Here is a 26,016-nt window from a genome sequence, read left to right as displayed (position 1 = left end):
GGGCCGGCATTCCGGGCGTTTGCCAAAAGTGACCCGCTGTAAGAGCGGAACCATAAGCCGCCGTTACCGAAGAAACGGATATGTACTCGGTCCCCCTCCCTCAGGCCACTTTTCCAGCCGCCTGGCGCTCCCGCTCAGCCACCAACTGCCGAGTCAGCGGAATCAGCCTCTTCCCGTAATCAATAGCATCATTCAGCGGATCAAACCCACGAATCAAAAAGGTCGTGATACCCAGGTCGTAATAGTCGAGCAGAGCCTCGGCCACCTGATCCGCAGTACCCACCAAAGAAGTAGAGTTACCCTGGGCCCCCAGCAACCCCGCAATCCCGGTCCACAACCGCTTATCCAACCGCGACCCCTGGGCCGCCGCCGCCAACAGCCGCCGCGACCCCTCATTCGGCGGTTCACGCCTCACAAACCCATTCTTCTCAGCCAACGCCGTCGCCTGCTCCAGGATGCGATCCGCACGCTCCCAAGCCAGCGCTTCAGTCTCTGCCAGAATCGGCCGCAACGACAAACTGAAGCGAACCGTACGCCCATGCCTGGCCGCCTCAGCCCGCACCTGTGTGACTACTTCCTTCACCTGCTCGTAGGTCTCACCCCACAGCGCATACACATCCGCATGCTTGCCTGCCACCGCAATGGCCGCCGCTGAAGACCCGCCAAAATACAACGGTATATGCGGCTGCTGCGGCGACTTCACCGTCGAAAACGCACCCTCGTACCGGTAGTAGGTGCCGTGATGGTCGAAGGGCTTTTCACTGGTCCATTCCTGCCGCACCACGCTCAAGTACTCGTCGGTGCGCGCATAACGCTCATCCTTGTCGATATGACTGCCATCGGCCCGCAGTTCACGGTCGTCGCCGCCGGTGATGATGTGCACCGCGGTGCGCCCGCCGTTGAACACATCCAGCGTGGCGAACTGCCGCGCAGCGAGGGTGGGTTGGACGAAGCCGGGCCGGTGGGCAATCAGGAACTGCAGCTTTTTCGTCACGCTGGCCGCATGGGCAGCGATCAACGTACTGTCCGGGCTGTTGGAATGGAAGGCCACCAGCGCGCGGTCGAAGCCGGCCTCTTCGTGGGCGCGGGCCACGGTCTCCACGTAGTCGGGCTGCAAGGTCGGGCCGCTGCGAGGGTGGATCTCGGAGGCGTGGTGGCCGCCGATATAGCCGATAAATTCGATGCTCATGGTCAGTCCTTGTTGAGGGCAGGAATAAAGCTGCTATCGAAAATAGGGGCCGCACCCGAGCCTGTAAAATGCCGATTGGTTCTATCCTAATTATAAAAATACAGAATCATAGTTTTAGATAGTTATCAGTAATGCGCATTTTAATCGTATTAGGTTATTCCCAAATAGAATTTCACTGAGGTTTTTTATGCGAATAGCATGAAACCGCAGCGGCGCTCCTGGCCGTGTTCTTGATGAGGAAGGAAGCCCGATGACTGAAAAGTCCCTTAACGCCAGTTCGTTTTCCGTCGACAAGGCCGAGGGTCAAGCCGGCGTTGCATCCCGCTTGATTCCGCGCTGGCTGCGCAACTGGCGCACCCCCGATGTGTTGCTGCGGCTGGTCAGCCCGATTGTGTTGCTGTTGCTGTGGGAACTGGCCTCCGAGCTGGGCTTGATCCCGGCACGGATCATCGCCGCGCCTTCTCAGATTGGCGGCACCCTGTGGGCAATGATCGTCTCCGGAGAGCTGGGCAAGCACCTGCTGGTGTCCCTGCAACGGGCGCTGCTGGGCTTGAGCATCGGCGTGAGTATCGGGGTGGTGGCCGCGTTGATCACCGGCCTGTCGAAGCGCGGCGAGGTAATCCTCGACTCACCGATGCAGATGCTGCGCACCATTCCTTCCCTGGCACTGGTGCCGTTGTTCATCCTCTGGTTTGGCATCGGCGAGTTCACCAAAATCGCACTTATCGTTACCGGCACCACCTTTCCGGTGTACCTCAACCTGTTCGCCGGCATCCGCAACATCGACCCCAAACTGATCGAGGCCGCCAACACCCTCGGCCTCAACCGTCGCGAGCTGATCTGGCACGTGATCCTGCCGGGCTCGTTGCCTTCGTTTTTTGTCGGCCTGCGCTATTCCCTGGGCATCTCCTGGCTGGCCCTGGTGTTTGTCGAGCAAATCAACACCACCGCCGGTATCGGCTACCTGGCCAGTGATGCGCGGGACTTCATGCGCACCGACGTGATCGTGATCTGCCTATTGATCTATAGCGTGCTGGGCCTGCTGATCGACGGCTTGATCCGCACCCTGGAACGTTTTGCCCTGGCCTGGCGCCCATCGTTTGTGAGGAACTGACATGTCGATTCTCGAAGCTTCAACAGCACCGGTGCAGTTGCGCAATGTGGTGCGCCAGTTCGGCCAGCAGCGGGTCATCGACGGCCTGGACCTGGATATCGCCCCGGGGGAGTTCGTTGCGTTGCTGGGCGCCAGCGGTTCCGGCAAGACCACCTTGCTGCGCAGCCTCGCGGGCCTGGACAGCATCGACAGCGGCCAGTTGCGCGTGCCCAAGGCCCGGGCGGCGGTGTTCCAGGAGCCGCGCCTGATGCCGTGGAAGCGCGCCTGGAAAAACGTGATTCTCGGCCTGCGGGTTCCCGACGCCAAGGCCCGTGCGGTGCAGGCGTTGACGGAAGTCGGGCTGGCCCATCGGCTGGAGGCGTACCCGGCGACCCTCTCCGGCGGCGAGGCCCAGCGCGTGGCATTGGCTCGCGGCCTGGTGCGCGAGCCCAAGCTGCTGTTGCTCGACGAACCCTTCGCCGCGCTGGATGCGCTGACCCGTATTAAGATGCATCGCCTGATCATCGAGCTCTGGCGCAAACACACGCCGGCCGTGTTGCTGGTGACCCACGACGTCGACGAAGCGATCCTGCTGGCCGACCGCGTGATCGTGCTGGCGGAGGGCAAGATTGCCGAGCAACTGCGCATCGACCTGCCCCGTGCACGGGATACCGGCCAGGACGGTTTCCAGGCGATTCGCGCGCGCTTGCTGAGCCTGTTGGGGGTTGAAGTGGACGCCCCGGCCGCCCAGCCTGCGAACGCCAGCGTCAGGCGGTTTGCCCATGGTTGAATTCAGAACCCTTTGCCTGTTGGCGGCTGCACTGCTGATGGGCGGTTGCGACAAAGCCGCTGAAGCGCCGAAGTCTGCATCGGATTTGTCGGGTGTGACCCTGATCCTCGGTGACCAGGCCAAGGGCTTGCGTACGGTGGTGGAGGCCGCCCACGCCCTGGATGGCATCGACTACAAGGTCCAGTGGGCCAACTTCCAGGGCGCCGCGCCGCTGTTCGAGGCCTTGCGCGCCGGCGCCGTGGACCTCGGCCCGGCCGGGGATACGCCGGTGCTGGCGGCTGCCACCGGAGGCACGCCGCTGCGTATCGTTGCGGTGCGCCGCAGTCAGGCGCGCAGCATTGCGATCCTGGTGCCGCCCGATTCACCGATCCACAGCGTGGCCGATCTGAAAGGACGCAATGTGGTGGTGTCGTCGGCCCGTGGGAGCATTTCCCAGTACCTGCTGATCCGCGCCCTGGCGAATGCCGGCGTGGATGAAAAGGACGTCAACGTCGGCTTCGTGCTGCCCACCGATGCATTACCTGCGTTCAACGCCGGCAAGATCGAAGCCTGGGCGACCTTCGGGGTGTACCAGGCGTTCGCCGAACAGCAGGGCGCGCGGGTGCTGATCAGCGGGGAGGGCATCAATACCGGCCTGACGTTTATTACCGCGTCCGATGAAGTGCTCAGCGACCCGCTCAAGCGCCAGGCGTTGCGTGACGTTTTGCAGCGGTTCGCCAAGGCTTTTGAATGGGCGCAGCAGAACCCCGAGGAATACGCACGGGTGTTTGCCACGGTCAACGATATCCCGCTCAAGGTTTCACAGTTGCTGCGCACATGGGGTGATGAGTCGCTGCTGCCGGTAGAGGAGCGGGATGTGCAGGCGTTGCAGCAGGTGGATGATTTGTTTGTGGAAAAGAAGATTTTCCCGCACCGGGTAGAGGTACGGAAACTGACGGATACCGAGGTGTTTTCGCCGCAATCGCTGGCTGGCGCGCCCTGAAGTCGTTGTGTTTTGCCCGGACCTGAGGTCTCATGGGGCCGGGAAAAACTTGCGGGTAGGGAACAGCACTTGATACGGGAAGAACTGGCGCAATATGGCGGTATCACCGTCATGATTCCGGCCGCAGTGGTGATCGCCGTCTGGCTCTGGTATTCCCGGCCCCAGGCGGTCAAGTGGTGGCTGATGACCATCGCCTGCACCTATTCCATCGTGGCGTTCAGCAAGTTGCTGTTCAAGGGCTGGGGCGTGGCGCTCCAGCAGCTGGATATTGCGGTGCTCAGCGGTCACGCCATGAATACGTCGTTGATGGTGCCCGTGGCGATGAGCCTGGTGGCGCGCCGGGTCAACCCCGAGTGGCGCTGGCCCGCAGCTATCGCCGGGATGTTGATCGCCGGCTGGTTCAGTGCCTATTGCGTGGCACCCTATATTCACCCACTCAACGAAGCACTGGCCGGTGGCTTTTTGGGCGGCATGGCGGCACTGGCGTTTCTATGGCGCCTTGAGGTGGTGGAAGTGCGGGTTTCCCCATCGTTGATCGGGGGGGGAATGGTGATCCTGTTGTTAAGTGCGATGGCACCCAAGTACAACGCCGAGAAGCTGCTCAACCATGTGGCAGTGGCCGTATCAGGTGCCGACCAGGCCCATCAGGAGCCTTCCTGGCGGACCTCTTCCATGCAGTTGAACGCCGAGTAAGTGGCCAGGTCCAGGGCCAGGTTACTTTCCACCAGCAGCTCCAGCAGCACCGTCTGGCAATTGAAGCGCCGGGCATCGCCACGGCGCTGCGAACGCTTCATCTGCTTGAACAGCGTGTCGGTTATGTCCTGCGGTGAGATGCCGCGCAACTGATCCAGCCAGTGGGACATGATCCGGGTGTTGCGCGCATATTGCTCCGCCGGCAGTTGTTCGTGCGGTGCCAGGCCCACGAAACCTTCAAACGTGTTCGTCAGCCTTTTCAAGGCGTAGGCCCGTTTCAGATCCTCATAAATGCTCATGGCCGCTCCTCGGTGCAGGAAATATTCGCCAATAGTTCGGCCGTCTTCATTTGCATCAGGTGGCTGTCGCCGCGGCTCTCCACGCACAGGCAGATGGACAGGGGATTGCTCACCTGCAACTTGAAGCGCCAGTCGGCGAACACCATTGAAAGCCCGGTACAGGATTCGTCACTGTCCAGGGAATGGCCGGCGTATAACACCTGCATGCGTTCTACAACGGTGGTTGAACTATTAACCTTGACGTGAATGTTTCCCGAAGAAGGAAACAGGCCGATACGCTCTACCAATAGCTTTGAACTTTTCATGGCCGTCCCTCGCTGTTAATTCACGTATTACTTTATTCTCAAGAGGTGAAAAAGTAAGCGGATGTTATTTTTAGTCTGTTATTAAGTTGAATGTTATTTCTTGTCTGTTCAGCGCCGCTATCAGTCACTTCTTTGCACTCGGCTGATTTCTGCCAATGGCAAGTTGATGCGTTGTTCCCGTTGCAGGAAGTTCATCAGCAACACCACACGTTCCTCACCGTCCATGGCCAGGAAGACCGCTTCAAGTTCGGCAAACGGCCCTTCATTGATGCGCACGCTTTCGCCGGGCTGCAACAGGGCGCTCACCACGGCCTGGTGGTCGCGCTCCTGGAGTTCGTCCACCAGCGTGTCGCTGATGGGCAACGGGTGCGCGCCGAATGCCACCACCCGCGACACACCGCGGGTCGAGCGCAGTGAGCTCCAGCTGTCCTGCTGGCTCATTTGAATAAACAGATAGCCGGGAAACAACGATTCACGGGTGGTCCTGCGCTGGCCCTTCAACAGCCGTTCGCGTTTATAGGTAGACCGGAAGCAGGTATAGCCCTGGCGCTGGAGGTGCTCCTCGGCGCGCTCGTCCTGCCGGGATTTGCACTGGACCAGGTACCAGGCTTTGTTGGCATTTGCGCTCATGGGAGTTCCTCTTCCTATATAAGGCGATACGTGACAAGGCTGTAATTTAAAGCCGATGGGAGTGACGAAGTAATGAATGTTATAAATTGTCGGGTTGAAGGCGGTGGTTGTTATTTTTCGTCCGGAGATAATTTTGGGGGAAGTAAGGGTTACGTGTTAATAAATACTGCCGTGAAGTAATAAAGTTGAAGAGGTTGCTTCATGGGGTAATGGATGGCCCGGGGATAGTGCCTTGTTTAAAAGAGTGTTGATTGTCTGTATTGGCAATATTTGCCGTAGTCCCACCGCGGAAAGTCTTTTGCGTGGCGCACTCCCGTGCTCCGATATCAAGATCAGTTCTGCAGGTATTGCCGCGTTGGTCGGCAAGCCGATTGAAACCACCGCCCGTGCGGTACTCGAAGCCCACGGTCATCCGGCCGACAAGCACCAGGCCACCCAGTTGGCGCCACAGGCGATCAGTGAAGCCGACCTGATCCTGGTCATGGAACGACAGCACATCAATGCCGTACTCAGCATGGCGCCCGAGGCACGAGGCAAGGTCTTGCTGCTGGGCAAATGGCAAAACGAGCGAGAGATCAGCGACCCGTACCGTCAAGGCAAGGCCGCGTTTGTGCACGCTTATGCGTTGATCGAAGAAGCTGTAAACGCATGGGCGCAGCGTCTTGCACGCTGATCGCCACTACTTTTTGAATCGAAATAAAGGCTAAGAATCCGACTTATGCAGCAAACGCCAGCAGTCACCGTACAGGAAGACGATAACGGGGAGATTGATCTCCTCGGTCTGTTTGGAACACTGATCGACCATAAATGGCTGATCGCTGCGGTGACCGGTGCCTTTATGGTCACTGGCGCCGCCTATGCGGTGCTGGCAACCCCGGTCTACCAGGCGAATGCCCTGCTGCAGGTCGAAGCGAAAAAGAACGACTTGCTGGGCTTCTCGGACATCGGCGGGATGCTGGGCAAGGAGTCGCCGTCGGCCACCGAGATCGAGCTGATCCAGTCCCGCTACGTGATTGGCAAAACCGTCGACAACCTGAAACTCGATATCGTCGTACAGCCGATGTACTTCCCGGTAGTGGGTGAGTTCCTGGCGCGCCGCTTCCAGAAGGCCAACCCCGGTGCAATCGCCGAGCCGCTGCTGGGCCTGGACAGCTTCGCCTGGGGCGGCGAGTCGCTGAAGATCTTCAAGCTGGACCTGCCCGACGGGCAATTGGGCAAGAAGCTGACCCTGACCGTGGGTGAAAACGCGCACTACACCCTGGTGGATGAAGATGACCAGGTGCTGGCGGCCGGCGAGGCCGGGCAGCCGTTCGAGCAAAATGGCGTGGCATTCCAGATTGAAGAACTGCGCGCCAAGCCCGGCACGCGTTTCCGGGTGATCCGCAATGCGCGACTGACCAGCATCCTCGACTATCAGGAGAACCTGGATGTGGTCGAGCGAGGGAAGGAGTCGGGCATGATCGGCCTGGCGCTGGAAAGCACCGAGCCGGACCAGGCGATCAAAATCCTCAATCAGATCGCGGCGATCTACGTGCGGCAGAACGTGGAGCGCACCTCGGCTGAGGCGGCGCAAAGCCTGGCGTTTCTCAAGGAGCAACTGCCGGAGGTCAAGAAGGACCTGGAAAAAGCCGGGAAGGCCTTGAATGAATACCAGACCCGCAGCAAGTCGGTGGACATCACCCTGGAAACCAAGGCGATTCTCGACCAGATCGTGGGCCTCGATACCAGCATCTCCGAGCTGAAGCTGCAACAGGCCGAGATGGACCGCAAGTTCACCCGCCAGCATCCCGCGTATCGCGCATTGCTGACCCAGATCGGCGAGCTGACCAGCAAGCAGCAGAGCCTGGCGAGCCGGGTCGAGAGCCTGCCTTCCACCCAGCAGGAACTGCTGAGCCTCACCCGGGATGTCGAGGTCGGCACGGCCATTTACACCCAGTTGCTCAACAAGTCCCAGGAACTCGATGTGATGCGCGCGGGCACCGTGGGCAACGTGCGCCTGATCGACACCGCAGACGTCAATTTCTTCAAGCCGATCAAGCCGAAAAAGATCCTCATCGTGCTGATCGCGACGCTGCTGGGCGGCTTCCTGGCGGTGACGCTGGTGCTGCTGCGCAAGGCGCTGAACCGTGGCCTGGAAAGCCCCGAGGCCATCGAGCAACTGGGCTTGCCGGTGTACGCGTCGATTCCGTACAGCACGCTGCAAAAGGTCGAAGAAGACAAAATCAGCCGCGGGCGTGGGCGTGCCGATGCCGGTTCTTCATTGCTGGCCATCAGTCACCCCACGGACCTGGCAGTGGAGGCCTTGCGCAGTTTGCGCACCAGTTTGCACTTCGCGATGCTCGAGGCGCCGAATAACCGGATCATGATTTCCGGCCCCAGCCCCGAGGTGGGTAAAACCTTTGTCTCGGTGAACCTGGCGGCGGTCATCGCGCAAACCGGGCAGCGCGTGTTGTTGATTGACGTGGATATGCGACGGGGCTACCTGCACAAAGTGCTGGGTGTGCCGGCCAAGGATGGGCTTTCCGACATCCTCTCCAATCAATGCACCCTTGAATCCGCCATCCACAAAACCGGCATTGAAAACCTCGACATCATCAGCCGCGGGCAAATACCGCCGAATCCTTCCGAGCTGCTGATGCACCGCAACCTGACCGAGCTGTTGGCGCAGGTCAGCGAACGGTATGACCTGGTGATTCTGGATACGCCACCGCTCTTGGCCGTGACCGACGCAGCCATCGTGGGACGGCAATCGGGGACTAACCTGATCGTCACCCGCTATGGTTTGAACCCGGCAAAAGAGATCGAGCACACCATGCGCCGATTTGCCCAGAACGGCATCGTGCTCAGAGGCGCGATCTTCAACGGCGTTGAAAAGAAAGCGTCGGCCAAATATGGCTACGGCAACTACGGGTATTACCAGTACGAATACCAGGCTGATCGGAGCTGATTCACCACTGTAATTGCAGGATAGAGGTCACGTTTTCAGGAAATGAACGAAAAATCCTGGGGCGGTAGCGTGCCAAATTCAAATCAGCATAAAGAATACCCAGCCATGTTTTACCTGTTATCCCTTATCGCGCTGTCAGCGGGTTTGCTCGCGGCGAAAAATCCAAAATACTCAATCGTAGTGTTCGGGATAATGCTGGCTGTTATTCCCACGGGTAACTCCTACAGCGAAATAATCTCGCTCAAGGGTATCTACTTCTTTGACTTTTATATCGTCGGCGGGCTGGGCGCACTGCTGATCCGGCAGGTGGCTACACAGAAGAAACAATTGACGGTGCCAGGCGGCCTGCTTTTTGGGTGCGGGCTGTATGTGGTGTTACTCGCCTGCGGCCTGCTGGAGTCCTCGAACAAGTACCTGTTGAAGGATGTTCGGCCGTTTATAATGATCCTGTCATTTATCGTGCTCTCGAACATCGCGACCCTTGCCGCAAAAACGCTGAAGTTGCAGACAGTGCTCCTGCTATTGATCGCGATGACCGCCTTCAATGTGCTGGACATTGCCTGGTTACGCTTGGGCTTGTACAAGTTTCAAGACGTCTACTATGAAGAAAACGCCTACCGCTACCTGGACGGCGGTACGTACGCCGCCGTGGCCTATCTGATTTATTACTTCATAGACCCACGGCTGTTCGAACACAGGAAAAAGCTCGCAAGCATTTGCCTGGCCACTTCATTCATCTGTTTGTTCATTGCCAACTCTCGCTTCATCTTTGTCTCGGTGTTTGCGGCGATCATCATTCACCAATACACCCGGCCGGCCCGCATGATAGGCGTTGCCCTGGCCGGGGCGGTGGTGCTGATGGCGTTCATTGGCATCAGCAATATGATCGGGGCTGATCGAATCAATGATGGTTTGTCGTCCGAAGGCATGGCCGCCCAATTGGCCACACGCTTCAGCCCGGCGCTGGAGTTGATCCGCGGCATGAACCCGTTGCATTACTTTGTGGGACTGGGCGCGGGCACGCCGTTCGAGATTCCCTGGTTCGAGTACCGTGGCCTCGATGACAAGAACTCGAATATCGACAGTGCCTACCTAACCTACTTCGTTAAGTACGGGCTGATCGGCGTGTACTTGCTGTACGTGTTCATTACCTCGATTACCCAGCACATGAACAGCCGGGTGGCGGTTTCGATCGCCATCTTTCTGGGGGTGATGTTCGTTGTCTCGGCCACGCCTTATCAGCCGTACGCCATCGGTATCGCGTATGGCGCGATTGTGCTGCGGGTCTGTTCCGAACACACCGCCAGGCAACGCAAAAAGATCCTCAAGCCTGGCCAGCCGCTGATAACCACACCCTTGCAGGTGAATGCCGGATGAACAGCACACTGTTGAAAAAGTTCGTGTCCAGTACGGCATGGAGTTTCGTTTCTGCCGTGGCCACCAAAGTGTCGGTGGTCATCACCGGCATCCTGGTTGCCCGGGTATTGGGTGCGCAATCGTTTGGCGAGTATGGCTTGATCCAGAGCGCGATTGTGATGCTTGCCAACGTCGCCGCCCAAGCCACCACCACGGCGACGGCCAAGCATATCGGGCAGTTCAAGGAGACCTGTCCCGAGAAGACCGGCAGGGGCATTGCGCTGACGCTGCTGTTCTCGGTTGTGTTCAGCGGGATGATCATCGGGACAGCGCTGTTTTTCCCGCACTTTTTCTCCAGCGTTATCCTGGGGGCAGACAGCCTCAGCGCTGCATCGCTGATCGTATTGAGCACCATCACGTTGATTATCCTGTCAGGATGGACCCAGGGCTGCCTGACCGGTTGGGGCCAATACCGGACAATCGCGACCATCAACGGAATCATTGCGATTGTCGCGATTCCGGCGACGTACTTCCTGACCCTGCAGTTGCGACTCAATGGTGCGCTGCTGGGCTTGGCCGGTTCTCAATTGCTGATCGTGTTCTTCAGCGCACTGGCCTGCTGGAAGACTTTGAAGGCCCGAAATACCACGCTGAGTTTCAAAGGTGCAATGACTGAAAAGCACGCAGTGCTGTCGGTTGGCCTGCCGGTATTGCTGACGGGGTTGATGGTCGCCCCGATGAACTGGTTCGCCAACAAGTTGCTGGCGGAAACAACTAACGGCCTTGCCGCATTGGGCATGTACGCCGCCGCGATGCAATGGAACGCGATCTTTTCCCATGTTTCCGTGGTGTTGGGCTCTGTGCTGGTGCCGATGCTGGCCGCCGCGCTGGGCGGTAAAAGCCGCAAGTTGGACGCCTTGAACTTTCTGTCGGGCTGGCTGGTGGTGTTGGTGATCATACAGCCGGTGATCATGTTCCCCGAGTTGCTGGCCAAACTGTATGGCAGCAGTTTCCTGGGGCGGGATTTTGAAGTGACATTAGTCCTGGTAATCCTGGGTTCGCTGCTCAGTGCATTCAAGTCCGGTATTTCAAGAAAGATGATCGTGATGAACCTGGCCTGGTTCAGTGTGATGAGTAACATTCTATGGGGAGTGTTATTCATTGCCGGAGCACTGTGGCTTCGGGAAGAAGGTGCAATCGGGATTGCCAAGGCATTTATCGGTTCGCAGTTTATTCACTTCCTGCTGGGACTGCCGTATTTCGTCTACAAGAAGATATTACCTCTGGAGTTGCTCGTATCTCCCAGGATCCTGATCTTGTGGACATTGCCTTTCATCAGTTTCATATCAGGCGCCTATGTCGAAAGTGTGCTGTATCGATTAATGATCATGGCGCTGATATTTATCTACATTCTCGCAACAACGTTTGCCTTGAATGCCGTGTTTAATGACCCCGTGGAAAATGGAAGCCCAGCATGAATGTCAGCAAAGTATATATCCGGGGGGCATACGGTCCTGGTAATTTGGGTGATGACGTATTAATGCTATGCGTGATCAATATTCTGAAAAAACGCTTTAAGGAATCGGATATAGCGGTGGGTGTCGATCATCCGCAGATCGCCAGGAACTTCAACCCGCGTATCAAGTGGCTGCACATCAAGGAGCCGGTCAAGGCTGACCTGGTGGTGTTGGGCGGTGGGGGCCAGTTCTTCTCGTTTATCCCACCGGCCAAAGAGGCGGCTGCCAACAAAGGCATCGTGGCGAAGCTGTGCAAGAGCATCAAGGCGCAGACCGACCTGAAGTCCACGCTTCTGCGTTTGTATGTCGGGTTGCGCGGTGGTGTCGACAGGATCTATTTCCACCGGCGCCTGGCAGCGTTCTGCATTGGCCTGGGCCCCTTCGATGGCGGCGGCAAGCTGCTGACCCGCGCCGTCAGCGTGATCAATCGCTGTGACTACATTTCCGTGCGGGACGGTACCAGCCAGCAGCATTGCAAAGCCTTCGGAAAGTCCGACGTCGAGGTGTACACCGACCCCAGCCTGCTTTCCGACCTGTGGATCTCCAGCAAAGACCTGGAGGTCGGCAGCCTCAAGAAGGGCAAGTACCTGTCCTTCATCCTGCGCGACTGGCCCCATGACGCGAACGGGCAACAGTTCATCAAGGCGATGGTCCAGGCCGCGGATGAGCTCGCCAAGCGTGGCGAGCAGGTACGCATGGTCTCGCTGTACAAGGAACGTGACCAGCACCTGATCGACAAGTACCACAGGTTCGAATGGTTGTGCTGGGACGCGGCGGGCGATACGCCCGAAACCTTCATGGCGAAACTGATCGTCGAGTCCGACGTGATCATCAGCGCCCGTGCACACGGTGTACTGCTGCCGGCTTCCCTGGGCTTTCCCACCATCGCGGTTGAAATCGAAAACAAGCTGAAAAAAGTCCATGAAATGCTGCCGCAGGGCACCCGGCTGGTCAGCACCCCAGACCCTGAGGTGATCAAGGCCACCATCAGCGAATTCCGGCAATCCAAGGCGCAAATGGCCGAGCACCTCAAGCAGGAGATCGCCCAGCGTTCTTCCCTTGCGCAAAAAGCGGTCGACGACTTTTTGAAATGGGTCGATGAAAAATAAAGTGGAGGGGCAACCGACGTGAAAAAGACAGCCTCGACGCTACTCATTGTGGCGTGCGCCCTGCAGGTGGCTGCCAGCGGCGCATCTGAGTTGAACGACCGTTGCGAGCCAGGCATCAAGAACATCTACCCGTCACTGCCGGACATTTCGCAGATGGCCGACGGGCCCCAGGCGCAAAGCAGCATCAAGGGCAGGGCCAACCTGACGAACAAGGCCTACAGCCAAAAGATCAAGGACATTGCCGTGCATTTTCCGGCCGGCTCCTATGACCCGGGTTCGATGGTGCGCCTCGGGTTGCCCTACGGCGGCATTGAATTCAAATCCCCACTGCCGCAACCGGGCAGGGAATGCCTGGTACTGACCTATGAGTTGAAGTTCGACAGGAATTTCGACTTTGTAAAAGGCGGCAAGCTCCCGGGCCTCTACGGTGGCACCGGCAATACGGGCGGCAAGATACCGAACGGCCATGACGGCTTTTCCACGCGCTACATCTGGAAAGAAAAGGGCGCCGGCGCCATTTACGCGTATTTGCCCACCAGTAAAACCTGGGGCACGGCAGTCGGGTTGGGTTCCTGGATCTTTACGGTGGGGCAATGGCACAAGTTGGAGCAACTGGTGAAGTTGAATACGCCGGGGCAGGCCGACGGTGTGATTTCCATTTGGTACGACAACCAGCTGGTGCACTCGGAAACCGGGCTGACGTTTAGAGACACGCCGGAGATCACCATCGACGGCTTGCTGTTTTCGACGTTCTTCGGTGGCAATAACCCGTCTTTCGCCACGCCGGTGAGTACCAATATCCGCTTCAGGAATTTTGTGATGAGTTCACAGCGCGTAACGGATACTTCAGGGCAGGGCGAGTAGATGAAGAACCTGAAACTGAACATCAAGAAGGCCGCTGTTGCGCTGTTCAATACGCTGCTCAGCCTGGCGTTGTTTTTCAATCTGCGACGCGCGTTGCTCCGGGCAACCGGATGCCGGGTGGGCGCCCGGACCACGATCCACCGCAACGTGGTGTTTTTCTCCTTCGGCAACTTCTCGGTCGGGAAAAACTGCACGGTCAATTACGACTGCTACCTGGATAACCGGGCGGGCATCCGCATCGGCGACAACGTCAATATTTCCCATAACACCCGGATTTATACGCTGGGCCACGATATTGATGACCCCATGAGTGGCCTGGTGGGGAAGCCGGTGTTGATTGAAGACAATGCCTGGATCTTTCCCAATGTGATGGTGATGCCAGGCGTCACCATCGGAACAGGCGCGGTTGTTTATCCGGGCAGTGTGGTCACGCGCAACGTTGCAGCGTATTCGATCGTGGGTGGCAATCCGGCCAAACATATCCGCTTCAGAAACAACACCATTCGATACAACGCCGACTTTCCGATCTGGTTTGCAGTGTAAGCAATCTCACTGGCCCCACCTTTATTTATGCAGGACTCTGACGTGAAATCATTAATGATTGCATGGATTGGCTATCAACGACGCGCCGATACCATGAAGCAATACTGGGCGTATGACATTCTGCATCTGCCCAACCAGTTCAAGAAGAAATCCGCGCGGCCGCTGGATTACTTGATCAAGTCGTTTAAAACCCTGAAGACCCTGTTGGCCGGTTCGCCTGACGTGCTGTGGGTGCAGTTGCCGCCGAGCCCGGTATTGCATATAGCACTGGCCTACAAGTTTATATTCAACCGCCGGCTGAAGATTATCGCCGATGCCCACAACAGCCTGTTGCGCAAACAATGGATAGGCTTTCCGGGCACGGTAGCGCTGTTGAATAGAATCGATGCCGTCGTCGTTCATAATTTTAAAGTCAAAGAAGAGTTGGCCGGCCTGGGCGTCAATGACACCAATATCTTTATCCTGGAAGACTTGCCGTGTGACTTTCACGCGGCGCCCGCCAGTGAGCGCGAGACACCCTATGTACTGTTTCCGTGCTCGTTTGATATCGATGAACCGATCGAGATCGTGATCAACGCCGCCCGGGAAATGCCCGGTGTCGACTTCCTGATCACCGGCAAGCATCAGGGCAAGCTCTCCGAGGAACTCGTGGCGTCACTCCCCGAGAACATCAAGCTGACCGGCTTCCTCAGCAAGGCGACCTTTGAACAGCTGCTGTGCCACGCGAATGTGGTGCTCGGCCTGACCACCCGCGACAACGTCCAACTGAGCGTGGCCAACGAAGCGGTCAGCGCCGGCAGGCCGATGGCGCTTTCGAATACCACGGTACTGCGCTCGTTGTTTTCCGAGGCGGCGGTGTTTGTCGACACCCTGGACCCGCTGTCCATCAAGGCCGGCGTCGCGCAGCTCATCGCCAATCAAGAAACCTATAAAGAGAAATCGGCCTTGCTCAAAGCCAAGCGAATAACCCGCTGGAAAGGCCAGGCCCAACTGTTAAGAACTGCCGCCACTATTTAATGATGTCTATTACACCTGACAGGAAGGGAACCGTCATGAGTCAATCAAGTGATGTTTTATTGATTTGTTCTGGAGGTGGGCACTGGGTACAAATGAGCAAGTTGCTGCCTGCCTTCGACGGTCAAAAAGTTACCATCGCCACCGTTGATATCAGCATTGGCTCGCAGTATCCAACCCATGCCTTCGCGCAAGTCCCGGACTTTAATCGCAGTGAACCGCTGAAGATCATCAAGGGCTTTTGCCAGATCTTTGCGATCGTTTACCGCAGCAAGGCCAGGTACGTGATCTCCACCGGGGCGGCACCGGGGTTGCTGGGGCTGGTCGCGGGAAAACTGATGGGCAAAAAGACCCTGTGGATCGACAGCATTGCCAATCCCAAGAAGCTCTCGTTGTCCGGCAGGATCGCTGTGTATTTTGTCGATGAGTTGCTGACCCAGTGGCCCACGCTGTCGCAAAACAGCCGGGCCCAATATAAAGGGAGGATTGTATAAATGATATTTTGCAGCGTTGGCACTCAAGCACCCTTTGAAAGAATGCTCGGCTACTTGCATGAGTGGAGTCATGCAAACCCGCAGGTCCCGATTGTTGCCCAGGTGGGCAATAACGAAAATGACCTGGGGCGCATTACGGCTTACAAGACCATCGCCGAGCCGCTGTTTTCCAAAAACTTCAATGCGTCAAAGGTGATTGTTTCCCATGCGGGCATGGGCAATATCATTCGCTCCCTTGAACTGGGCAAACCGATTGTTATTGTCCCGCGCGACAGTCGGCGCGGTGAACACATCAATAATCACCAGTACGACACCGCCGAAAACTTTTCAGACCTTCCCTCTGTGTTTATCGCCCATGATAAAGATGCGTTCTTTTCGGCGATTGATTCGGCGCTTAACTACAGCAGTGCCGAAAGTTCACTGGACTTTACCGAAAGGGACCGCTTGATCAGTTATGTGAAGTCATTCACTTCTTAAGTTTCGGCTGTTTGTCAATCCGCTCTTATTGCCTTTAATCATCGAGTAATCGTTATGATCCCAGTTATATTGTCTGGCGGTTCAGGCACGCGCCTGTGGCCGCTTTCAAGAGCGCTTAAACCAAAGCAGTTTATTGCGCTGCACGGTGACTTGAGTTTGTTTCAAGCCACCTTGGATCGCATCAAGAACCTGTCGATAGAGGGCGAGACCGTCAGCCCGCCGATCATTGTGTGCAACGAAGAACACCGTTTCATCGTGGCCGAGCAAAGTCGATCACTGGACGTGATCCCGCAGAAAATCCTCCTTGAGCCGACCGCCCGCAACACCGCCCCGGCGATTGCGGCGGCAACCCTGTCGGCGCTGGCGGATGGGGACGATCCGATCCTGCTGGTGCTGGCGGCGGACCATGTGATCGGCGATACCCAAGCGTTTAATGCGGCCTTGACGCTGGCCAAGGTGGAAGTCAACAAAGGCAAGATCGTCACCTTCGGGGTTGTGCCCACCAAGCCGGAGACCGGCTACGGCTATATCCGTACTCAAGCGGCTGCGGTGGACGGCGCCGCGCATGTCGATGCCTTCGTGGAAAAGCCCGACCTGGCGACCGCGCAAGGCTACCTGGAACAAGGCAACTACTTCTGGAACAGCGGCATGTTCATGTTCCGCGCCTCGGTGATGAAGGCCGAGCTGGAGCGCCTGAGCCCGGAGATCATGGTGGCCGCGGAACTGTCCCTCTCCAACGCGGCCCATGACCAGGATTTCACCCGGCTCAGTCAGGTGGATTTTGTGAACGCACCCAACGTGTCGATCGATTACGCGGTGATGGAAAAGACCGACATCGCGTCGGTGGTCATCCTCGATTCGCCGTGGAGCGACCTGGGTGCCTGGGACTCAGTGTGGGAAGCGGGCCTCAAGGATCAGAACCAGAACTGCACCCAGGGTGACGTGCTGCTGCAGGACGTCACCAACAGCTATGTGCATGCCAGCCACCGCCTGGTCACGGTTGCAGGGATCAATGATGTGGTGGTCGTCGAGACCGCCGACGCGATTCTGGTGACCACCAAGGACCACGCGCAAGACGTCAAGAAAATAGTCGCGCAGCTGACTGAAAAGCACCGGATCGAGAGCACCAGCCACCGCGAAGTCTATCGGCCGTGGGGCAAATATGACTCGGTGGACCAGGGCTATCGGTACCAGGTGAAGCGGATCACGGTGAAGCCGGGGCACAAGCTGTCGGTGCAACTGCACCACCACCGGGCCGAGCACTGGATCGTGGTGTCCGGCACCGCGAATGTGCAAATCGCCGACAAGCAAGTGCTGCTGACCGAGAACCAGTCCACCTACATCCCCATTGGCGTTGTGCACTCCCTCGAAAACCCGGGGCGAATCCCGCTGGAGCTGATTGAAGTCCAATCGGGTTCGTACCTGGGCGAGGACGACATCATCCGCTTTGAAGACCGCTATGGCCGCCTCGAGCTTGTTTAAAGGAAGATTGAAATGAATGTAACTGTATTTGGAATCGGCTATGTGGGTCTGGTGCAGGCAGCGGTGCTGGCCGACGCGGGGCATGAGGTGTGTTGTGTCGACGTGGACGCGACTAAAGTCGAGAACCTCAAGGCCGGCATTATTCCGATCTTTGAGCCCGGGCTGAGTGCGCTCGTCCAGAAGAACCATGATGCCGGACGCTTGCACTTCACCACCGACGCCGCGCAAGGCGTGCGGCATGGAGAGGTGCAGTTCATCGCCGTGGGCACCCCGCCTGATGACGATGGCAGCGCCGACATCAAGTACGTGCTCTCCGTTGCCGCGACCATTGCGCTCAACATGACCGAGCCGAAGATTATCGTTAACAAGTCCACGGTGCCGGTGGGGACGGCGGACAAGGTCCGGGCGAAGGTGTCCGAGGTGTTGACGTCGCGGGGGATCGAGGTGGAGTTCCACGTGATCTCGAACCCCGAGTTCCTCAAGGAAGGTTCGGCGGTCGCCGACTGCACCCGGCCCGACCGGATCATCATCGGCAGCGACAGCAGTTACGCCGTGGACCGCATGCGGGAGCTGTATGAACCCTTCAACCGCAACCACGAAAAGATCATCACGATGGACATCAGGAGTGCCGAGCTGACCAAGTACGCGGCCAACTGCCTGCTGGCCACCAAGATTTCCTTCATGAATGAAATGGCCAATTTCGCCGAACGCTTGGGCGCCGACATTGAGGCGGTTCGTAAAGGCATTGGCTCCGATCCACGGATCGGCTACGACTTTATCTACCCAGGCTGCGGTTATGGCGGCTCGTGCTTCCCGAAAGATGTGCAGGCGCTGGAGCGCACCGCGTCGTCGATCGGCTATCAGGCAACGCTGTTGTCTGCCGTCGAGGAAGTCAACAAGCGCCAGAAGCAGCACCTGTTCGGGCACATTCACCACCACTTCGGCGGCCAGCTTGAGGGCAAGACCTTCGCCATCTGGGGCCTGGCCTTCAAGCCCAATACGGATGACATGCGCGAAGCCTCGAGCCGCGTGTTGATCGAACAACTGCGCAGCGTGGGTGCCCGGGTCCAGGCATTCGACCCCGAAGCGATGGCCGAGACCCAGCGCATTTACGGGATGAACGAAGACCTGTTGCTGATGGGCACCAAGGAAGCGGCGTTGCAAGGTGCCGATGCGCTGGTGATCGTGACCGAATGGCGGGAGTTCAAGGCCCCGGACCTGGACTTGATAAAAGAAAAACTGAGCACGCCGGTGATCTTTGACGGCCGCAATATATTTGATCCGCAGCGTATGAAAGCCAATGGTTTCGAGTATTACGGTATTGGTCGCGGGTTATCGGTACGCCCCGTTGTTTAATCCTGACGATTATTAACATTGGTGGTTTGAGCTATCCACAAGTGAGATGATTTCGAGGAGGTTAAGTGCGTGATCCAACAGGATCTTTGCGCAGTTTGCATAGCCTGTTTATCTCCGTTCCATCACTACGCCCTTATTGCATTATTTGATAAGGGGTAAATATCGAGAAGGAGTCTGATATGAGGAAAATACTGTTGGCCGGCGTGCTGGCCTTTAGCAGTACTGCGGCATTGGCGGCAGGTGAAGTCGCGAGCGAGGCCTTGAGCGATGCGGCCGGCGCGAGCGAGCCCCTGTCGTTGAGCACCCCGCTCGTGGGCGGCGTGACGCTCGGTGAAACCGTCGGGGTCGGTACCGCGGTAGTCGGCGCTGCGGCGGCGGCTTCCAACTCGGGCGGCAGTTCCAATGGCGGTACTTCCGGCACCGGCGGCACCACCGGTACAGGCGGTACCACCGGTACCAACTAATAACCCGCAATGTGTGTTGTTCAAGATCACCCGGAACTTCTGGGTGATCTTTTTTAGACTCGCCCTCGACTAGCGTAGTGCCATTATGATTCGTAGGTTACCTGTTCTTTTGCTGGCAAGTTTCAGCTTGCACGGCTGCATGTTTTCGCCTGGTCAACATATGGACACCAGTCAAATGTCCAGTGAGGGTTCTTCCGAAAGTACTCGGGTAGAGTTGATTCCCATCACCCCCAAATTGATTGCCATGGATGCCGCCACGCATGTTCGTGAATCGGTGCCGGCAGAACTGTTGTCTTATGTGCCCGGTGGCTATCGCGTCGGTGCCAATGACCTGTTGTTTATCACGGTCTGGGACCATCCCGAGTTGACGGCACCGTCCGGGCCGCAACAGCAGATCGACGCCAACGGGCGCCTGGTTCGCCCCGATGGCACGTTGTTTTATCCGTATATCGGCAACGTCCCGGTGGCCGGCAAGACCATCGAAGAGCTGCGGGCCTTTATCGCCGGGCGCTTGTCGCAATTTATTGAAAGCCCACAGGTCGACGTCAGCGTCCTGCGGTTTGCCAGCCAGACAGTGGTGGTGACCGGGGCGGTGATCAAGGCCGGGCAACAGCCGATCACCACCACGCCATTGAGCGCCGTCGAGGCCATTGGCGCCGCCGGTGTCGACCCCACGAATGCCGACCTCTCGGGCCTGACCCTGACGCGCGACGGCCGTGAGTACACGCTTGACCTGGACAGCCTCAATCGCCAGGGCTCGCAACTGCAGGGCATCTACCTCAAGGGCGGCGACCGGTTGTACCTGCCCTATAACGACCAGAAACGTGTCTACCTGATGGGCGAAGTCAATCAGCCCCGGGCCCTGAGCTTCAAGGGCAAGTCGATCAACCTGACCGATGCCCTGGGTACCGTAGGCGGCTTGAACCAGACCACTTCCAATGGCAATGCGGTCTATGTGATTCGCGGCGTGGACAACCTGGAAGCCGAACCGGCCAAGGTGTTCCAGCTCGATGCCCAGTCACCGTCCGCGCTGGTGCTGGCCACCCGGTTCGACTTGCAACCCCAGGACATCGTGTACGTCGGGCCGGCCGGCGTGACGCGCTGGAACCGCCTGATCAGCCAGTTGCTGCCGACCGCCAGTGCCATTGGAATTGGTGCCCGATCGGCCAATGACCTCAGCGAAGTCAACAGCAGATAAGGCGTTATCCCGTGGTGAAAATGTTGCCTACCAGCGCCTGCCTGTCGATGGCGCTCTTGTTGTGCGGGTGTAACCCGTTGATGAGGGCGTCGTGGTACACCCTCGAAACCTCTGTGACGGGCCCGGCCCCGATCAACGTGACCCGCGCCCAGGTCGACGCGGTGCCATACCCGCAGATCCTGGTGACCACCGCCGTCAGCGAGGGCGTGATGGCCATGGCCCGGCGCCGGGGCGACCTGCAGTTCTGGGTCGCTTCCGGCAAGCAAGTGGTGATGATGCGTGACGGCCTGGTGGTACGCACTGTCGGGCTGGGTGTTTCCCTGGATGGCACGCGTTTCAGTGGCGAATCGCCGTTCAAGCGCGGCCTCCAGCATCTGCCCGACGGCTACACCGGCACACGCTGGATCGACCTCTACGACGGCAACCGAATCGGTATCGCGGTCAACAGCCGTTTCAGCAGCCACGGTATCGAGACCCTCCGCATTCTGGACAAGGATTACGCCTTGCTGCGCATCGACGAGCAGGTGGACGCTCCCACCTTGAATTTCCGCGCCACCAACCATTATTGGGTCGACCCGCAGGATGGTTTCATCTGGCGCAGCGAGCAGCATTTGACGCCCCGGTTGGCCCTGAAAATCGTGCAGTTGCGTCCCGACCGGGAGGCAGCCCGATGAAGTGTTCGAAGCTTTTATGGCTGGGCCTGTTGCTGATCGGCCCCGGCACTGGCCAGGCGGCCGTTACAGTCAGTGGCGATGTGCGCAGCCCCGGCGCCTTCGAGGTCAAGCCGGGGGCGCGTTTGCTGGACGTTATTCGTGTGGCCCAACCCAATGCAGAAAGCTACTGGTTGGGCGCCGCATGGCTGCACCAGTCGTTGGTGAGCACGCAGGAACGCTTGAAGGCAGGGGTTTTGTTCGATCTGAAACTGCTGCAACGAGGGGCCTTGCTGGATGACCGTGGCTCCCGGGCGGACTTGAGTGCGCGTTTGTATCGACAGGTCGAACAGTTGCCGGTCACCGGCCGCCAGGTGCAAGTGCTGGACCCGATCGCCGTGGAGACGGGGTTCGCGCGCAACGCATTGCTGGATGACGGGGACCGGCTGGTCTACCCCGTGAGGCCGTCCACCGTGCACGTGCTCGGCGCGGTCGCGCAGTCCTGTGATGTGCCGTACCGGGCCATGCGCGAGGTGCGGGATTATGTTGGCGACTGCACGGTCCTCGATGACGCCGAGCGCGATGACCTGTGGCTGATCCAGCCCGACGGCCAGGTACGGCGCGTGGGCGTGGCGGCGTGGAATCGCGAGGACGGCGTGGTGGCGGCCCCCGGCAGCAGGATCCTGGTGCCGATCCGCAGCGACGACCTTGAGACGCCGACCCCTGATCTCAACCAACAACTGGCCGAGTTTTTCGCCACTCAACCGTTGGCTGAGGTGAACCCTTGAATTTACGTTTTGCGGCTGTACTGCTGTTGCCTTGCGGGTTGGCTCACGGTGACCCCCGTTACACCCAAAATGATTTCGGCGGCGTGGGCCTGCTACAGACCCCCACCGCACGCATGGCCCCGGCGGGAGAGTTGAGCGCCAACGCCAACCGCACCGATCCCTACTCGCGCTACAGCTTTTCCCTGCAACCGTTTGATTGGCTGGAGGGTTCGTTTCGTTATACCGCCATCAGCAACCGCAGGTACGGCGCCGAGGCGTTGAGCGGAAGCCAGAGCTTCAAGGACAAGGCCATCGACTTCAAGGCGCGGCTCTGGGAGGAAAGCCGGTGGGCACCGCAGGTGGCTTTCGGTGCCCGGGACATCGGCGGTACCGGGCTGTTTTCCAGCGAATACTTTGTCGCCAACAAGCGCCACGGCAACCTGGATTTCAGCCTCGGCATCGCCTGGGGCTACCTGGGAAACCGAGGCGACTTCGGCAACCCGCTGTCGGTGTTCGGCAGCAAGTTCAACGACCGGCCCAAGAGCACTGCGGTCGTCGCCAGGGCAGGGGACGTGAACTCCAACGCCTATTTCAGGGGCCGCCCTTCGTTGTTCGGCGGGATCGCCTATCAAACGCCCTGGGAACCCCTGAGCCTGAAACTCGAATACGAGGGCAATGACTACAAGCACGAGCCGTTGGACAACCCGATCAAGCAGGACTCGCCGGTAAACATTGGCGTGGTCTATAAGCTGGCTGACAGCGTCGACCTGAGTGCGGCCTGGGAACGCGGGAATACCGCGATGTTCGGCATCACCCTGCACACCAACTTTGTCAGCCGCAAGGCACCGGTCAAGACCTATGACCCGCCCGCCGAACCGTTGCCGGCGCGCATGCCCACCACCCCGGCCGACCAGGTCAACTGGGCCAACGTCGCCGACAGGCTGCAGCAGAATGCCGGCTACAAGGTGGAGCGCATTGCCCGGCGCGGCTCGGAATTGATGGTGTATGGCGAGCAGCAACGCTACTTCTATTCAGCCAAGGCCGTGGGACGCGCCAGCCGGATTCTCGACAACAGCGCCAATCAGGATATCGACTGGTTCACCCTGGTGAACAAGCGCTATGACATGCCCATCGAAGAAACCAGCGTGCCCCGTGCCACCTTCCGCGCCGTGGTGAACAACCAGCAACCGTTGACGGACCTGCACCGTAATACCGAGGTCAATCCGGCGGTTGCCCATCGGGAAACCACGCTCTACAGCAGACAATCCGAGCCGTTCAACTATGGCCTCGGCCTGGGTTACAAGCAGAACATCGGTGGCCCCGACGGCTTGCTTTATCAGTTCACTGCCGACGCCGACGCGGAGTACCGTTTTACCCGCAATACCTGGTGGAGCGGCTTGCTCAGCGCCAACCTGCTGAACAACTACGACAAGTTCACCTACGACGCACCCAGCGGGTTGCCGCGAGTACGCACCGACCTGCGCCAATACATGACCACGTCCGATGTGACGATGCCGAACTTCCAGGTCAACCATGCGCAGCGCCTGGACCGCGACCTGTATGGCATGGTCTACGGCGGCTACCTGGAGTCCATGTACGCCGGGGTGGGAGGCGAGGTGTTGTTCCGGCCGGCGGGCAAGCACTGGTCAGTGGGCGCAGACCTGAACTTCGTGCGCCAGCGTGATTTCAACCAGGGCTTCGGCCTGCGGGATTACCAGACCATCACCGGCCATGTCACCAGCTATACCGAGCTGCCCTATGACACCCTGGCCGCCGTCAGTGTGGGGCGTTACCTGGCGCGGGACTGGGGCACCACCGTCGACATCTCGCGCCAGTTCAAGAACGGCGTGAAGTTTGGTGGCTGGGTGACGCTGACCACCGCCTCGAAGGAAGAATATGGCGAAGGCAGCTTCGACAAGGGTATCTATATTTCCGTCCCCTTCGACGAATTGATGAGCACCTCGACGATGCGTCGGGCCAACGTCGTATGGGCGCCACTGACCCGTGACGGCGGCGCACGCCTGAACCGCGGCTATTCGCTGCAGACCATGACCGACGGGCGTGACAGCGAGTTGTTCTACAACAACTTCGAGAAGATCACTGAGTGACGGGGCGGCATCTGCCGACCAGGTTGTCGACTGCCCGGCGTTGAATGCGCCGGGCAGTCGCCAAGCCGAACGCTACAGCGCCAGGTGCAATGCCGGCGCGCAACACTTGCCTGACTTTCCTCTTTGATGACTATGCGAACGGCCCGGGCCGGGCGTTGCTGTGGGCGCTATCGTTGCGCCTTGCGGGGAGTGGTGGCGGGGAGGGCGCAAAGCGCGCCTGGTGCCCCGCGCCGCCGATGCAGCGGCACGGGGAAGGGCGGGGTCAGTAGATGTCTTTGGACAGCAGGGTAAACGGCGTCTTGAACAGGATCTTGATGTCCAGCCACAGCGACCAGTTGTTGATATAGCGCAGGTCGATATCGACGCGTTGCTGCATCTTCTCCAGGGTCTCGGTTTCACCCCGGCAGCCATTGACCTGCGCCAGGCCGGTGATGCCGGGCTTGATGCGATGCCGCGCCATGTACGCGCGAATCTTGCCCGAGTAGTAGTCATTGTGGGCGACGGCATGCGGGCGTGGGCCGACCAGTGCCATATGCCCTTGCAGCACGTTGAACAGCTGGGGCAGCTCGTCGATGGAGGTGCGGCGGATAAAGCGCCCTACGGGGGTAATGCGTGAGTCGTTGCGGCTCGCCTGGCGCACTTCGTGGTCGTCATGCACGCGCATCGAGCGGAACTTCCAGACCTTGATCACCTCGCCGTTCCAGCCGTGACGATCCTGCTTGAAAATTACCGGGCCGGGAGAGGTAAGTTTGATCAGCAGGGCGAACAGCAGCAGCAACGGGCTGAGCAGGAGGATCGCCAACAGGGCCAGGCTCTTGTCCAGCAGCGACTTGCTCAGTGCTGCGGTCGGCCGGCTGGTCAGCGGGCTTTCATTGAGGAAGATCGCGGGTAATCCATCCACCTCGGCCACGCTGTGGTTGAGCAGCAGCATGTTGTTGAGGTCGGGCACCCAGATCACGTCCACGCTGATCTCCAGCAGGTTGAGGTACAGCGCCTCGATGTGGGTCGCTTCCTGGAGAGAGTGAGTGATGTACAGGCGGCGGATACCGTGCTGGCGGATCAGCGCGGGAAGATCGGGCAAGTCACCGAGGATCTGAGGCTGGGTGCCGGCCTGGGGGACGGTGGTGCGGGGACCTACGAGACCGACCAGAGGGGAGCGTTTTTGCCTGGCGAGAGTATTGGCCAAGTCGGTTGCAAGTTTTCCCGTACCAATAATCAGCGATTTCTGGCGCTCATGTAGTTGCCGGTGGTAGTACCTGGATAGACTGTGAATGGGAATGTAGCAAAGGGCTAGTATTGGATAGCTGACAGCAGCCCAGAGTAGCAGGATCTCGAAGGGAAACAGCGAACTGGCATTACAGGCTATGCCGACCGCGAACAATATGCCCAGGGTCAATAACCAGCCGGTGAATAATCGTCCCAGCCCAACAAAAAAGTCATCTTTTTTGCTATAGACGTCACATAACATGTAGGCCGGTATAGAGGCCAGTATTGTAATGGCTGCCAATATCCGGTAGTGGGATTCCAATTGCCCGGTCTTGAAAAGTACCAGTGAAAACAAAAGTACAACGACCACACTCAGGGCAATTGCCCACTGTCCCCAAAAGGTCAGGCCTTTGGGTGTAAGGTTACGATGCATTCTTCTGTTGTTAAGCATACTTCTGCTCCCTGTGGTATCCACTCACGTGC

Annotated in this window: 26 protein-coding genes; 21 read left to right on the top strand and 5 right to left on the bottom strand. The window is 58.6% G+C overall.

Annotated features, from left to right (window positions below; translation table 11 throughout):
* Positions 1–100: 100 nt before the first annotated feature.
* Positions 101–1,189 (bottom strand): LLM class flavin-dependent oxidoreductase, encoded by a 1,089-nt coding sequence (locus A462_RS15480; protein ID WP_008435485.1) that lies wholly within the window; start codon positions 1,187–1,189, stop codon positions 101–103.
* A gap of 250 nt (positions 1,190–1,439) precedes the next feature.
* Between A462_RS15480 and A462_RS15485 the strand changes: the two genes are divergently transcribed.
* The 4 genes from A462_RS15485 (at position 1,440) to A462_RS15500 (ending at position 4,747) form a co-directional block, all read left to right on the top strand.
* Complete coding sequence (locus A462_RS15485; protein ID WP_003211316.1) at positions 1,440–2,303, top strand: ABC transporter permease; 864 nt, start codon at positions 1,440–1,442, stop codon at positions 2,301–2,303.
* 1 nt (position 2,304) lies between these two features.
* On the top strand, positions 2,305–3,072 hold the full coding sequence (locus A462_RS15490) for an ABC transporter ATP-binding protein (protein ID WP_008435484.1): 768 nt from the start codon (positions 2,305–2,307) through the stop codon (positions 3,070–3,072).
* Positions 3,065–4,054, top strand: a complete 990-nt coding sequence (locus A462_RS15495) for an ABC transporter substrate-binding protein (RefSeq protein WP_008435483.1) — start codon at positions 3,065–3,067, stop codon at positions 4,052–4,054. Before A462_RS15490 ends, A462_RS15495 begins: the two co-directional genes overlap by 8 nt.
* Positions 4,055–4,123: 69 nt before the next feature.
* Positions 4,124–4,747, top strand: a complete 624-nt coding sequence (locus tag A462_RS15500) for a hypothetical protein (protein ID WP_008435482.1) — start codon at positions 4,124–4,126, stop codon at positions 4,745–4,747.
* Here A462_RS15500 and A462_RS15505 read toward each other — a convergent pair.
* The 3 genes from A462_RS15505 to rfaH form a co-directional block, all read right to left on the bottom strand.
* Complete coding sequence (locus A462_RS15505) at positions 4,699–5,046, bottom strand: hypothetical protein (RefSeq protein WP_003211325.1); 348 nt, start codon at positions 5,044–5,046, stop codon at positions 4,699–4,701. The genes A462_RS15500 and A462_RS15505 overlap by 49 nt on opposite strands.
* The gene (locus tag A462_RS15510; RefSeq protein WP_023658750.1) at positions 5,043–5,351 is read right to left on the bottom strand and encodes a hypothetical protein; all 309 of its coding nucleotides are present in this window, start codon (positions 5,349–5,351) and stop codon (positions 5,043–5,045) included. The genes A462_RS15505 and A462_RS15510 overlap by 4 nt, the downstream gene beginning before the upstream one ends.
* A gap of 120 nt (positions 5,352–5,471) precedes the next feature.
* A complete protein-coding gene (gene rfaH / locus A462_RS15515) occupies positions 5,472–5,981 on the bottom strand; it encodes a transcription/translation regulatory transformer protein RfaH (RefSeq protein ID WP_003211330.1) in 510 nt (169 codons plus the stop codon).
* Positions 5,982–6,213: 232 nt separating this feature from the next.
* Here rfaH and A462_RS15520 point away from each other — a divergent pair, with 232 nt between their 5' ends.
* From A462_RS15520 to A462_RS15600, 17 genes are all read left to right on the top strand, one after another.
* Positions 6,214–6,654: a low molecular weight protein-tyrosine-phosphatase gene (locus A462_RS15520; protein WP_032899408.1), complete on the top strand. Its 441-nt coding sequence runs from the start codon at positions 6,214–6,216 to the stop codon at positions 6,652–6,654.
* 45 nt (positions 6,655–6,699) lie between these two features.
* A complete protein-coding gene (locus A462_RS15525; RefSeq protein WP_008435478.1) occupies positions 6,700–8,928 on the top strand; it encodes a polysaccharide biosynthesis tyrosine autokinase in 2,229 nt (742 codons plus the stop codon).
* Positions 8,929–9,033: 105 nt separating this feature from the next.
* A complete protein-coding gene (locus tag A462_RS15530; RefSeq protein WP_008435476.1) occupies positions 9,034–10,305 on the top strand; it encodes a DUF6369 family protein in 1,272 nt (423 codons plus the stop codon).
* Complete coding sequence (locus A462_RS15535) at positions 10,302–11,762, top strand: oligosaccharide flippase family protein (protein ID WP_008435475.1); 1,461 nt, start codon at positions 10,302–10,304, stop codon at positions 11,760–11,762. Before A462_RS15530 ends, A462_RS15535 begins: the two co-directional genes overlap by 4 nt.
* The gene (locus tag A462_RS15540; RefSeq protein ID WP_083853213.1) at positions 11,759–12,910 is read left to right on the top strand and encodes a polysaccharide pyruvyl transferase family protein; all 1,152 of its coding nucleotides are present in this window, start codon (positions 11,759–11,761) and stop codon (positions 12,908–12,910) included. Before A462_RS15535 ends, A462_RS15540 begins: the two co-directional genes overlap by 4 nt.
* A gap of 18 nt (positions 12,911–12,928) precedes the next feature.
* On the top strand, positions 12,929–13,774 hold the full coding sequence (locus A462_RS15545; RefSeq protein WP_238544237.1) for a polysaccharide lyase: 846 nt from the start codon (positions 12,929–12,931) through the stop codon (positions 13,772–13,774).
* Positions 13,775–14,317: an acyltransferase gene (locus A462_RS15550; RefSeq protein WP_008435461.1), complete on the top strand. Its 543-nt coding sequence runs from the start codon at positions 13,775–13,777 to the stop codon at positions 14,315–14,317.
* A 54-nt stretch (positions 14,318–14,371) separates the two neighbouring features.
* Positions 14,372–15,334, top strand: a complete 963-nt coding sequence (locus A462_RS15555; protein WP_008435460.1) for a hypothetical protein — start codon at positions 14,372–14,374, stop codon at positions 15,332–15,334.
* A 35-nt stretch (positions 15,335–15,369) separates the two neighbouring features.
* A complete protein-coding gene (locus A462_RS15560; RefSeq protein WP_023658755.1) occupies positions 15,370–15,825 on the top strand; it encodes a hypothetical protein in 456 nt (151 codons plus the stop codon).
* Complete coding sequence (locus tag A462_RS15565) at positions 15,826–16,302, top strand: glycosyltransferase (RefSeq protein WP_003211352.1); 477 nt, start codon at positions 15,826–15,828, stop codon at positions 16,300–16,302.
* Between the two features lie 54 nt (positions 16,303–16,356).
* A complete protein-coding gene (locus tag A462_RS15570; protein ID WP_032899404.1) occupies positions 16,357–17,784 on the top strand; it encodes a mannose-1-phosphate guanylyltransferase/mannose-6-phosphate isomerase in 1,428 nt (475 codons plus the stop codon).
* A gap of 12 nt (positions 17,785–17,796) precedes the next feature.
* The gene (locus A462_RS15575) at positions 17,797–19,140 is read left to right on the top strand and encodes a UDP-glucose dehydrogenase family protein (RefSeq protein WP_008435455.1); all 1,344 of its coding nucleotides are present in this window, start codon (positions 17,797–17,799) and stop codon (positions 19,138–19,140) included.
* A 179-nt stretch (positions 19,141–19,319) separates the two neighbouring features.
* The gene (locus tag A462_RS15580; protein ID WP_003211359.1) at positions 19,320–19,604 is read left to right on the top strand and encodes a hypothetical protein; all 285 of its coding nucleotides are present in this window, start codon (positions 19,320–19,322) and stop codon (positions 19,602–19,604) included.
* A gap of 85 nt (positions 19,605–19,689) precedes the next feature.
* Positions 19,690–20,802, top strand: a complete 1,113-nt coding sequence (locus A462_RS15585) for a polysaccharide export protein (RefSeq protein ID WP_157222842.1) — start codon at positions 19,690–19,692, stop codon at positions 20,800–20,802.
* 14 nt (positions 20,803–20,816) lie between these two features.
* Entirely contained in the window at positions 20,817–21,476 is a 660-nt protein-coding gene (locus A462_RS15590; RefSeq protein WP_032899416.1) for a YjbF family lipoprotein, read from the top strand.
* A complete protein-coding gene (locus A462_RS15595) occupies positions 21,473–22,240 on the top strand; it encodes a capsule biosynthesis GfcC family protein (RefSeq protein WP_008435436.1) in 768 nt (255 codons plus the stop codon). Before A462_RS15590 ends, A462_RS15595 begins: the two co-directional genes overlap by 4 nt.
* Positions 22,237–24,327: a YjbH domain-containing protein gene (locus A462_RS15600; RefSeq protein ID WP_008435435.1), complete on the top strand. Its 2,091-nt coding sequence runs from the start codon at positions 22,237–22,239 to the stop codon at positions 24,325–24,327. Before A462_RS15595 ends, A462_RS15600 begins: the two co-directional genes overlap by 4 nt.
* 262 nt (positions 24,328–24,589) lie before the next feature.
* On the opposite strand, the gene A462_RS0132495 is transcribed toward A462_RS15600, so the two are convergent.
* Positions 24,590–25,984, bottom strand: a complete 1,395-nt coding sequence (locus tag A462_RS0132495) for an undecaprenyl-phosphate glucose phosphotransferase (protein ID WP_032899402.1) — start codon at positions 25,982–25,984, stop codon at positions 24,590–24,592.
* Positions 25,985–26,016: the final 32 nt, after the last annotated feature.

Source organism: Pseudomonas sp. Ag1 (genome assembly GCF_000278565.1).
Lineage (GTDB): Bacteria > Pseudomonadota > Gammaproteobacteria > Pseudomonadales > Pseudomonadaceae > Aquipseudomonas.
The sequence above is the reverse complement of the archived record's forward strand: the minus strand, read 5'-3'. Positions and strand labels throughout refer to the sequence as shown.

What these genes read in the sequence shown, in the direction of transcription:
- A462_RS15480 (WP_008435485.1), bottom strand. Translation starts at nt 1,189, where the DNA reads ATGAGCATCGAATTTATCGGCTATATCGGCGGCCACCACGCCTCCGAG.
- A462_RS15585 (WP_157222842.1), top strand. Translation starts at nt 19,690, where the DNA reads ATGATTCGTAGGTTACCTGTTCTTTTGCTGGCAAGTTTCAGCTTGCAC.
- A462_RS15505 (WP_003211325.1), bottom strand. Translation starts at nt 5,046, where the DNA reads ATGAGCATTTATGAGGATCTGAAACGGGCCTACGCCTTGAAAAGGCTG.
- A462_RS15540 (WP_083853213.1), top strand. Translation starts at nt 11,759, where the DNA reads ATGAATGTCAGCAAAGTATATATCCGGGGGGCATACGGTCCTGGTAAT.
- A462_RS15565 (WP_003211352.1), top strand. Translation starts at nt 15,826, where the DNA reads ATGATATTTTGCAGCGTTGGCACTCAAGCACCCTTTGAAAGAATGCTC.
- A462_RS15495 (WP_008435483.1), top strand. Translation starts at nt 3,065, where the DNA reads ATGGTTGAATTCAGAACCCTTTGCCTGTTGGCGGCTGCACTGCTGATG.
- A462_RS15485 (WP_003211316.1), top strand. Translation starts at nt 1,440, where the DNA reads ATGACTGAAAAGTCCCTTAACGCCAGTTCGTTTTCCGTCGACAAGGCC.
- A462_RS15510 (WP_023658750.1), bottom strand. Translation starts at nt 5,351, where the DNA reads ATGAAAAGTTCAAAGCTATTGGTAGAGCGTATCGGCCTGTTTCCTTCT.
- A462_RS15560 (WP_023658755.1), top strand. Translation starts at nt 15,370, where the DNA reads ATGAGTCAATCAAGTGATGTTTTATTGATTTGTTCTGGAGGTGGGCAC.
- A462_RS15580 (WP_003211359.1), top strand. Translation starts at nt 19,320, where the DNA reads ATGAGGAAAATACTGTTGGCCGGCGTGCTGGCCTTTAGCAGTACTGCG.
- A462_RS15595 (WP_008435436.1), top strand. Translation starts at nt 21,473, where the DNA reads ATGAAGTGTTCGAAGCTTTTATGGCTGGGCCTGTTGCTGATCGGCCCC.
- A462_RS15570 (WP_032899404.1), top strand. Translation starts at nt 16,357, where the DNA reads ATGATCCCAGTTATATTGTCTGGCGGTTCAGGCACGCGCCTGTGGCCG.
- A462_RS15550 (WP_008435461.1), top strand. Translation starts at nt 13,775, where the DNA reads ATGAAGAACCTGAAACTGAACATCAAGAAGGCCGCTGTTGCGCTGTTC.
- A462_RS15525 (WP_008435478.1), top strand. Translation starts at nt 6,700, where the DNA reads ATGCAGCAAACGCCAGCAGTCACCGTACAGGAAGACGATAACGGGGAG.
- rfaH (WP_003211330.1), bottom strand. Translation starts at nt 5,981, where the DNA reads ATGAGCGCAAATGCCAACAAAGCCTGGTACCTGGTCCAGTGCAAATCC.
- A462_RS15530 (WP_008435476.1), top strand. Translation starts at nt 9,034, where the DNA reads ATGTTTTACCTGTTATCCCTTATCGCGCTGTCAGCGGGTTTGCTCGCG.
- A462_RS15555 (WP_008435460.1), top strand. Translation starts at nt 14,372, where the DNA reads ATGATTGCATGGATTGGCTATCAACGACGCGCCGATACCATGAAGCAA.
- A462_RS15575 (WP_008435455.1), top strand. Translation starts at nt 17,797, where the DNA reads ATGAATGTAACTGTATTTGGAATCGGCTATGTGGGTCTGGTGCAGGCA.
- A462_RS15490 (WP_008435484.1), top strand. Translation starts at nt 2,305, where the DNA reads ATGTCGATTCTCGAAGCTTCAACAGCACCGGTGCAGTTGCGCAATGTG.
- A462_RS0132495 (WP_032899402.1), bottom strand. Translation starts at nt 25,984, where the DNA reads ATGCTTAACAACAGAAGAATGCATCGTAACCTTACACCCAAAGGCCTG.
- A462_RS15535 (WP_008435475.1), top strand. Translation starts at nt 10,302, where the DNA reads ATGAACAGCACACTGTTGAAAAAGTTCGTGTCCAGTACGGCATGGAGT.